This is a genomic window from Nocardia albiluteola, assembly GCF_018860155.1.
In the GTDB taxonomy this organism is placed as follows: domain Bacteria; phylum Actinomycetota; class Actinomycetes; order Mycobacteriales; family Mycobacteriaceae; genus Nocardia; species Nocardia albiluteola.
In genome coordinates, this window is sequence record NZ_JAHKNI010000034.1 from 1 (window position 1) to 8,396 (window position 8,396).

Annotated in this window: 9 protein-coding genes and 1 pseudogene; 5 read left to right on the forward strand and 5 right to left on the reverse strand. The window is 67.0% G+C overall.

Annotated elements, in window-relative coordinates; translation table 11 throughout:
• Both KO481_RS42440 and KO481_RS42445 read left to right on the forward strand, forming a co-directional pair.
• Window positions 1-322: hypothetical protein (locus tag KO481_RS42440; RefSeq protein WP_215924417.1), on the forward strand; the 322-nt coding region annotated here is incomplete at its 5' end.
• The gene (locus tag KO481_RS42445; RefSeq protein ID WP_215924419.1) at window positions 298-1,215 is read left to right on the forward strand and encodes an alpha/beta hydrolase; all 918 of its coding nucleotides are present in this window, start codon (window positions 298-300) and stop codon (window positions 1,213-1,215) included. The genes KO481_RS42440 and KO481_RS42445, both read left to right, overlap by 25 nt.
• A gap of 28 nt (window positions 1,216-1,243) precedes the next feature.
• On the opposite strand, the gene KO481_RS44230 is transcribed toward KO481_RS42445, so the two are convergent.
• The 3 genes from KO481_RS44230 to KO481_RS42455 all read right to left on the reverse strand — a co-directional run bounded on the left by KO481_RS44230 (window position 1,244) and on the right by KO481_RS42455 (window position 3,623).
• Complete coding sequence (locus KO481_RS44230) at window positions 1,244-1,375, reverse strand: hypothetical protein (protein WP_281066323.1); 132 nt, start codon at window positions 1,373-1,375, stop codon at window positions 1,244-1,246.
• Window positions 1,376-1,530: 155 nt separating this feature from the next.
• Window positions 1,531-2,778 (reverse strand): cytochrome P450, encoded by a 1,248-nt coding sequence (locus KO481_RS42450; protein WP_215924421.1) that lies wholly within the window; start codon window positions 2,776-2,778, stop codon window positions 1,531-1,533.
• A gap of 338 nt (window positions 2,779-3,116) precedes the next feature.
• A complete protein-coding gene (locus KO481_RS42455) occupies window positions 3,117-3,623 on the reverse strand; it encodes an MFS transporter (RefSeq protein WP_215924423.1) in 507 nt (168 codons plus the stop codon).
• A 226-nt stretch (window positions 3,624-3,849) separates the two neighbouring features.
• Here KO481_RS42455 and KO481_RS42460 point away from each other — a divergent pair.
• From KO481_RS42460 to KO481_RS44235, 3 genes and pseudogenes are all read left to right on the forward strand, one after another.
• A pseudogene (locus tag KO481_RS42460) lies at window positions 3,850-4,240 on the forward strand (IS1634 family transposase); the annotation flags it as partial.
• Between the two features lie 299 nt (window positions 4,241-4,539).
• On the forward strand, window positions 4,540-5,502 hold the full coding sequence (locus KO481_RS42465; RefSeq protein WP_215924427.1) for a TauD/TfdA dioxygenase family protein: 963 nt from the start codon (window positions 4,540-4,542) through the stop codon (window positions 5,500-5,502).
• Window positions 5,503-5,628: 126 nt separating this feature from the next.
• Window positions 5,629-5,994 carry a serine hydrolase domain-containing protein gene (locus tag KO481_RS44235; protein WP_308167007.1) on the forward strand — a complete coding sequence of 122 codons (366 nt, stop codon included), beginning with the start codon at window positions 5,629-5,631 and terminating at the stop codon, window positions 5,992-5,994.
• A 220-nt stretch (window positions 5,995-6,214) separates the two neighbouring features.
• Here KO481_RS44235 and KO481_RS42475 read toward each other — a convergent pair whose 3' ends face one another.
• The gene (locus KO481_RS42475) at window positions 6,215-7,180 is read right to left on the reverse strand and encodes an alpha/beta hydrolase (protein WP_215924429.1); all 966 of its coding nucleotides are present in this window, start codon (window positions 7,178-7,180) and stop codon (window positions 6,215-6,217) included.
• A gap of 48 nt (window positions 7,181-7,228) precedes the next feature.
• The coding region (locus tag KO481_RS42480) for an MFS transporter (protein WP_215924431.1) at window positions 7,229-8,396 on the reverse strand (1,168 nt) is incomplete at its 5' end.

An 8,396-nucleotide genomic window follows, 5' to 3' on the forward strand; every position in this document is an offset into this window, starting at 1 on the left:
GCGCGGCGACGATGGCCTTCTCGAGATCGATGAGGACGAGCGCGGTACGTGGGTCGAGCGTCGTGAGCGCCATGAGATTCCTTCTCCTGCATTCAGTTTCGGCGTTCGCCTGGGTGGATATGATTCAACGTTGACGCCAGCGGCGCAGTCGACCCGGTCGGCCGCGAGCGTCTGTATCCGGCCGCGGCGCCGACCAATCAAATCACTGTCGAGAGTGGCGAATCAAACAACCAATCCTGCTGCCCGCCACAACCTTTGGTTGTTATACGCTGCAGGTGGTTTCGAACAGGAGGAAGCATGGAACTCGGACTGCAGCGGCTGACCGACGAGGAGCTGGCCGCCTATGTCGAAGAGAGTCGCCAGTTCAACGCCGGCACAACGGCTGTCGCCGCTCCGGCCACGCTCGAGGAGTTGCGGCATGCCCGCGACAGGCAGGCATCGGCTCTCTCGCAGTCGGCCGGCCGGGCCGTCGAGCGCATCGCCGAGGCCGCCGGGCGCCGGATCCCGTTGCGAGTCACCACTCCTCGAGATACCGCGATCCGGGGTGTGCTTCTCGATATCCACAGTGGGGGTTTCTATCTCGGCTCGGCCGCCAGAGGGGATGCTCGCAATGCCCTGCTCGCCGACGCCCTCGGCGCGGCCGTGGTGAGCGTCGACTACCGGCTGGCACCGGAATTCCCCTGGCCCGCGGCTCCCGACGACTGCGAGACCGCCGCCCTCTGGCTGGTCGAGCACGCCGAATCCTGCTTCGGGACAAGCACACTGGCCATCAGCGGACGGTCGTCGGGAGCCAATCTGGCCGTGGCCACCCTCCTGCGCCTGCGAGCCCGCGACTCCATCGCGCCCTTTGTCGGTGCCGTGCTGCAGTTCGGCGCCTACGACCTCAGCGGGCAATCACCCGGCGGTCGGTTGTACGGCGATGAGTTCTTCATCGATGCGTACGCCGGCGTCGCGGACCGCACCGATCCCGATATTTCCCCGTTTTACGGCGATCTCGGGGGTTTACCGCCGACCTTGTTGGTGGTCGGAAGCCTGGATGTCCTCCTGGAGGACAATGTGGCGATGGCGGAGCGGCTGTCGGCCGCCGGCAACGATGTGGACCTACGGGTGTATCCCGAGTCCGCGCACGGCTTCACCTCCTTCCCGACGGCGATGGCCGCCAGCGCGATGCGGCATGTCGAATCGTGGCTCGCCGACCGCCTGGCCGAGAAGTAGCCCGCCGCAGGCGATCCCGGACGAGGGGCTACGCGGCGGGGGACACTCGGGGATAGCGGTCGTCGGGCAGCGTCCGGCCCGGTACCAGCTCCCGCTCGGGACTGCCGGGAACCGGCCGGTAGGTCGCTTCGGCATCGGTGTAGGTGATGAAGAAGGACACGCGCACGCGCATCCGTGCCCATCGCCTGCGTCAGGGCCGGAATGTCTCGGCAGCCCTTGCTGATCCAGTCGGCTACCCGAATCGTGGCCGCCACCCAGATCGCCATCGGCGTGGCGAGATCCGCAGCCTCCAGCAGGCCGGTGATCTCACTCGTGCTAGCGGTGGTACCCGGGATGGGGCGCTACCTCTCTATCCCAGGTCACGGGCAGCGCCCGCAATCCCTTGATCAGCATTCCGCTCGTGTAGGTGAGTGCCCCGACCGGGACGTCCAGCCGCAGACCGGGAAACTCGCGCAGCAGCGCGGTATAGGCCACCTCCAGTTCCAATCGGGCGAGCTGAGCGCCGACGCAGCGGTGGGGCCCGTGCCCGAAGGCCACGTGGTCATCGGCGTCGGTGCGCCGCAGGTCGAACCGGTCGGGCTCGGGGAAGACCCGCGCGTCGAGGTTGGCGGCCGTGGGGCTGACCAGAACCACGCTCTGGGCGGGAATGGTGTGCCCGCCCAGTTCGACCGCGCACTTTGTGACCAGGTGCAGGCCCTCGTGCGGGTCGGTACTCGGGCTCAGCACCACATAGCGCAGCACCTCGTCGACGGCCGCCGGCACCAGCGACGGATCGGCGCGCAGCGCCACGAACTGCTCCGCGTGATCGAACATCGCCACCAGGCCCTTACCGAGCATGTTCGCCGTGGTCTCGTGTCCGGCGATCAGCACACCGAAGACGATTCGCACCACCTCCTCCTGGGTCAGCCGGCCCTGCTCGTCCCGCGCGATGATCATGTCCCACAACAGGCTGTCTTCCGGGCAGCGGCTCTTGTCGGAGGCCAGGTCGGAAATGTATTCGGTCAGCTCCTGCCGGGCCTGCAGGGCCCGCTCCCTCGGGTAGGCATTGGTCGAGGTAATGAGTTCCGACCAGCGGCGAAAGCGCTGTTGATCCTCGTACGGTACGCCCAGGATCTCGCAGACTACCGCGACCGGTAGCGGGAAACACAGGGCGGCACTGAGATCCGCGGGCGGCCCGATCTCGCGCATCCGGGCGAGCAGCTCACCGGTGATCTGCTCGATCCGCGGTCGCATCCCGCGGATCCGCCGGACACTGAACGCCGATGCCAGGACCTGGCGCAGCCGGGTGTGCTCGGGCGGATCGAGATCGTGTATCCCGGGCCGGCGGAAAACTACCGCCCGCCCGGTTCCCGAGCCCCGGCGGTGCGCCTCTGCCCTGCTGAACCGCGGGTCGGACAGCACTGCCTGGACCTCCGCCATGCCGGTGACCAACCAGGCTTCCTCACCGTCCTCGGTCGTGACCTCCCGCACAGGAGCCTGCCGCCAGAATTCGCGGACCGCCGGTGGCACCGAGTATTCCTCTTCACGGTCCGCACCCGGTGCTACCCGACTGGTTTCGGTCACCATTTCTTCTCCTCCCGGTCGACGTCGCTGGTTGCTGGAGATAAAACAAAGGCGCCGATTTACGCACAATGGGCGCAGTAGCGATCGTGCACCTGCGGCTACCGACATACCAGTGGACGAAAGTGCAATTCATACGCAATGTAATTCGGGCTACGGCGCCTCACCGCTGATCGCCGTGCCGGCGTCGCGGATAATCCGGCCGATGCTCGGTGTACGCGGCCGCATTCGACCCGAAGGACGTGGCCAGCGTACATATCACAGCACGGGCTTGGTATCGGGAGTGGTCACGACCACGCGTCGGGTGGGCGGCGCCATGTGCGATATACGGCCGCGCCGACCTACGCCCGCTCCGCGGACGGATCGGAATCAACTGCGGGGCGGGGCGTTTCGTCCGACGGACCCGCTTTCGACGGTTCCACGAGCGCCGGGCTCAGGCGGCGCGGCAGCGCCAGCGCGACGGCGATCACGGTCACGAGGCCGACGACACCGGGACTGATGAAGGCGAGACCGATCAGCCAGATTACGCGCAGGGCGCCTGCGGTGCGCAGAACGCGATACTGGCCGTAGCGGGCCACGACACGGGAGGCCAGCCGGGAACCGATGAACCCGCCGACACAGGGAGCGGCGAAGGCGAGGCCGTATTGCCAAGGGGGAAAGTGGAGTTGGCGCAGCAGGAGCACGGCCAGCAGTGGCTCAGTGGCCATCATGAATCCGCTGACCAGCGTGTTGTTGAGGTAGAGCCCTCGCAGGCCGGGATGGGTCAGGATGTTGCCGCCAGCCGTCCAGGAGGTCGCCGACCCGGACCGTGCGCTTGTCGGTTCGGGGCGAGGCTTCTTTCTGGCCACGGATCGCGGTGATACTCAGTGCGGAGAGCAGGTAGCTGAGCGCGTCGGCCATGATGGTGGTCACCGGTCCGAAAATGCCGATCGCCGCACCGCCCTGTGGCGGACCGACCGACATGGACATTCCAGTTCGTGGACTCGAATCGCGCGTTCGCCACGAGTAGGTCGTCCGGCCGGACAACGGCCTCCAGGTACTTCCTGGGTTCCCCTGAAGTAGTGGACATCCGAGATCGTGGGATCGGTGGGTTCCGGGGCGACCGCGGTGCAGATCGCTGAGTACACCGGCGGGCGCCGGCAGCGGATTGTGGCGCATGTCGGGTCGGCGCCTACCGACGCCGAGCCCCGCGACACAGGAACCGGCGGCCGGCGTGGCGGTGCCGGTGAGTGCGGGCCGGGTGACCGATACCTGCTCGGCGGTGTTGTTCGACGCGCTGGCCGGTGTCTACGACTCGCTGGGGTTCGGTGCCGCTGTCGGCGACGAGGTGTTCCGGAACCTGGTGATCGCCCGCATGGTCGAATCGTCGTCGCTGGCCGATGCGGCGCGGGTGCTGACCGAGCTGGGACAACGGCCGGCGTCGTATTCCATTGGCACGGTGAGTCGTTCACCGATGGGCAGGTCATCGACGGGGTGAAGACCGCTCGCGCACCACGGTTCGTCAAGACCGTGAAAGGCACGAAGGCCCATTCCGACCGGGAAATACCGGACAACTCATCATTATCCGATTCCCCGAGGACGTGACTGCATAGAGTGCACTTGACACACCTGCGGCGCTCGAACTGTACGAAGGTGCACTATACGGCAGCACACCATCCGACTATATCTGGAATCGAGAGATATGCCACCGGGCGAACTCCGATCGGTCCGGGCATCCGGGAACTCACCGCCTTCCCGCCGCCATATTCCAGGAGGAACCGCACAATGACCGAAATCACCATCCACCCCGTCTCCGGGCGCATCGGCGCAGAGGTCGACGGCGTGGATATTTCCCGTCCGCTCGACGCCGAGTCGATCCAGAAAATTCAGCAGGCGTTGGACGAGTGGAAGGTCCTGTTGTTCAGGAATCAACGGCTCGACCATGCGTCGCATATTGCGTTCGGTCGCCAGTTCGGTGAGCTCAGCTACGGGCATCCATTCCATCAGCCGCCCCCTGGCGCACCGGAGGTCTACACGATCAGGCACCGTCGCTTGGACAAGCAGCTCGGCGACCAGGCGACGCTCACCTACGGTGGCAACGGCAACAACGGTTGGCACACGGACCTCACCTCGTTCATCAACCCGCCGGCCGGGGCGATCCTGCGCGCCGAGGAGCTGCCGAGCTACGGCGGCGACACGCAGTACACGAACTTGGTCGCCGCGTACGAGGGCCTGTCCGCGCCGTTCAAGCGGATCGTCGACACACTGCGCGCGGAGCACCGATACGGCGCGAACTGGTCCGGGTTGCCGCCGGCCCCAGTGCCCGGAATATCCGCCGCACGCATCGAGCAGGCCCCCATCATCGCCCACCACCCGGTCGTTCGGGTGCACCCGAGGACCGGGGAAAAGGCCCTGTTCGTGAACTCGATCTACACCGACAACATCGTCGGCATGTCGCCCGTCGAGAGCCGCCTGATTCTCGGCCACCTCTTCGACGAGATCGCCCGGCCCGAGTACACGGTGCGGTTCCGCTGGTCACCGGGAACCGTCATCTTCTGGGACAACCGGGCGACCTCACACCTCGGCCCCCGCGACCTCAACCACCTCGACATACAGCGCGTGCTGCACCGGATCATGCTGGTCGGCGAGGTACCGGTCGGCCCGGACGGCCGCGAGTCGGAGCTGATCGAGGGACCCCGTCTCGGGTCGGAACCGGTGTTCGCCACAGCCGATGGTGACCGGGCATGATTCGTCCGGCCATGTCGGTCAGCGGAGCTGTGACGGGCACTGCGGACCCCGGATTCGAGCCGGTGTGAGAAGCTTTCGAGCGCAACTTCGCGGAGTTCGGAGACGTCGGCGCGGCTGTCACGGTCTATCAGGACGGCCGCCCGGTGGTGGACCTTTGGGGGCGGTACGGCCGACCCGGCGACCGGGCGCCGCTGGGAGCGAGGCACGGTTGCAGCGGTGTATTCGGCCACCAAGGGTGTGATCGCGGCCTCCGCGCACCTGCTGGTCGAGCGCGGGCAACTGGATCTCGACGCGCCGGTCGCACGGTACTGGCCCGGGTTCGCGGCCGCGGACAAGGGCGAGATTTCGGTGCGCAGCGAATGTGACCGCGGCCCCGGCTGCTGCCAACGCCCGCACTGTCTCCACGCCGATGCCGGCCGCGCCACCGGTGACAACCGCTCGTCGCCCCACTCAGGTCGACCCCCGCGAGAACCTCACCGGCAGTTGAGGTGAACCCGAACGGCGTTGCAATGCCCATAAAGACAACTTCCCGGAACTGTATCCAGTTCCGGGAAGAAGGGATCGGTGCAAAGACGCCGAATACTGTGTCCGGAGGGGACACGACCAGTACGCCTGCGACCGGCTGGAAACTTAGGATATCGGACGAACCGCGGACAGCTGGGCGGCATCCATTCAGCAGTGGCATTATTGCGATGAGGGAAATTTTCGTGAATTATTCGCCGATCAGGACCGTGCGTGCGCTGTCGATCGGCTGCGGGGAATTCGTCGCCGGGGCGAGGTGACCACGGAGCCACGTGTCGATGTCGGCGAGTGCGGCCCGTCCCATCGGGGTCGGGTGCACGGTGAACCCGTGCGGCGCGTCGGGGTAGATGCGGACGTCGACGTCTGCTCCGGAGGCCACCAGTCGCGCGGCCATCACCAAATTGTCCTCGAGAATGACGTCGGCCTCGCCGATGACCATGAGGATCGGAGGCAGATCGGACAGGTCGGCGAAGAGCGGGGAGAAATCGGGATCCGTACGATCCGGCGCCGACCCGGCATAGGCCTCGAGGAAGTATTCGCCGGCGATCAGCCGTCCGGCCGGTGTGCGGCCGCTCAAGTCGTAGCTGCCGTACTGCAGCACGGCGCAATCGAAGGCGGTGACCCGCCGATCACGCAGGCGCAGCAGCGTTTTCATCGCCAGCGTCGAGCCGGACGACAGACCTCCGATAGCGAGCCTCGTGGTGCCGAAGCGCCGCTCCGCGTGCTCGGCGAGCCAGAGCGCCGCGGTTTCGCAGTCGTCCGGCGCGGCCGGCCAAGGATGTTCCGGTGCGAGCCGATAGTCCACGCTCACTACCGCGATATCGAGTGCGTCCGCGAGCCTGCGGTTGCGCACGTCGCTGCCGGCGGCCGACCCGAACAGGAAGCCGCCCTCGTGGATTTCCAGGAATACGCCCTTCGCCGCCCTGTCCACCGGAGTGTGGATCCGCAGCGAGACGCTGTTTCCGCCGACGGTGACAAGTTCCTCGACGGGCGGTGGATCCGCCGGCGCCGGACGGGAGTATTCGGCGCGCCTTGCGGCCAGGCCTTCGGCGCCGTTCGGACCTCGTCTGACCCCTCGCCTGTCGTAGAAGGCGCGGGTCTCCTCGACCAGCGGCCGCAGGCGCGAGTCGGCAAGATCGGACAATGTGAATCGCATAGTCGGGGCACCTTTCCGCACCTGACGGCCTCGATGGCCGGGATCGGCCTAACTCCGGGCTGCTTCCGGTTCATGCTGTGCCGCGGGCTGACGCCACGGCAGCAACAGTGGTGTGGCCAGGGTGATGACACCGGCGACAGCGATCGCGGTGCGCGGGCCGGCGATACCGGCCAGCAGGCCCCATAACGCGGTCAGGCTGGCGTTGCCGGCCTTGGTGCTGATCGCCCACGCGGATAACGTGCGGGCCGTGAGATCCGCCGGGATCTGGTTGAGGCGGTAGGTCGCGAACACCGGATTGAACACGCCGAAGGAGGTGATCAGCGCGAGTTCCATGGCGATGACCAGCAGCAGACCGGCGGGGCCGGGGCGGACGAACGCCAACCCGAGCAGCCAGCACGCGCGCAGAACCCCGGTGGCGAGCATGACCCGGTATTGCCCGAACCGCGCGACCAGGGGAACCGCCAGCCGCGAACCGATCATGCCACCGACGCAGGGTGCCGCGAACGCGAGTCCGTACTGCCACGGGGCGAACCCGAGCTTCCCGAGCATGAGGACCGCCATCAGCGGCTGGACCGCCACGATCAGGCCGCTGACCCCGATGACGTTGAAGAGCATCAGCCGCAGCGCGGGATGGGCCATAATATGGCGCCAGCCCGCGAGGACGTCGGCAACCCGTACCCGTGGCCCCCCGGTTCGTTCCGGGCGTGGTTCGCTACCACCGATCGCGCGGATGCCCACGGCGGAGAGCAGGAAGCTGACCGCGTTGGCCACCACGGTCACCACCGGGCCGAACAGCCCGATCCCCAAGCCACCGAGCGGAAACCCGAGGATGGTGGCGGTCCAGGTCGTCGACTCGAATCGCCCGTTTGCGACCAGGAGATCCTCCCGGGGCACAAGTATTTTCAAGTAGGCGCCGCTCGCGGCGACGAAGGTGATGTCGGATGTGGCGACCAGGACCGCCACCACCACCAGCTGACCGAAACTGAGCTTGCCGAATGCGTACGCGGCGGGCACGGTCATCAACATCGCGAACCGAATCAGGTCCATCGTCATCATGACGGGCCGCTTGCGATGAAATTCCACCCACGGGCCGAGCGGCAAGGCGACCACCGCTCCCACCGCCAGCCCCGCCGCCGCCAATCCGGACACCGCGCTCGGCCCGGCGTGCAACACCCGGATCGCGATCAGCGGGAACGCGTCGAACGCGAGACAGGTG

What these genes read in the sequence shown, in the direction of transcription:
- KO481_RS42445 (WP_215924419.1), top strand. Translation starts at nt 298, where the DNA reads ATGGAACTCGGACTGCAGCGGCTGACCGACGAGGAGCTGGCCGCCTAT.
- KO481_RS42465 (WP_215924427.1), top strand. Translation starts at nt 4,540, where the DNA reads ATGACCGAAATCACCATCCACCCCGTCTCCGGGCGCATCGGCGCAGAG.
- KO481_RS42475 (WP_215924429.1), bottom strand. Translation starts at nt 7,180, where the DNA reads ATGCGATTCACATTGTCCGATCTTGCCGACTCGCGCCTGCGGCCGCTG.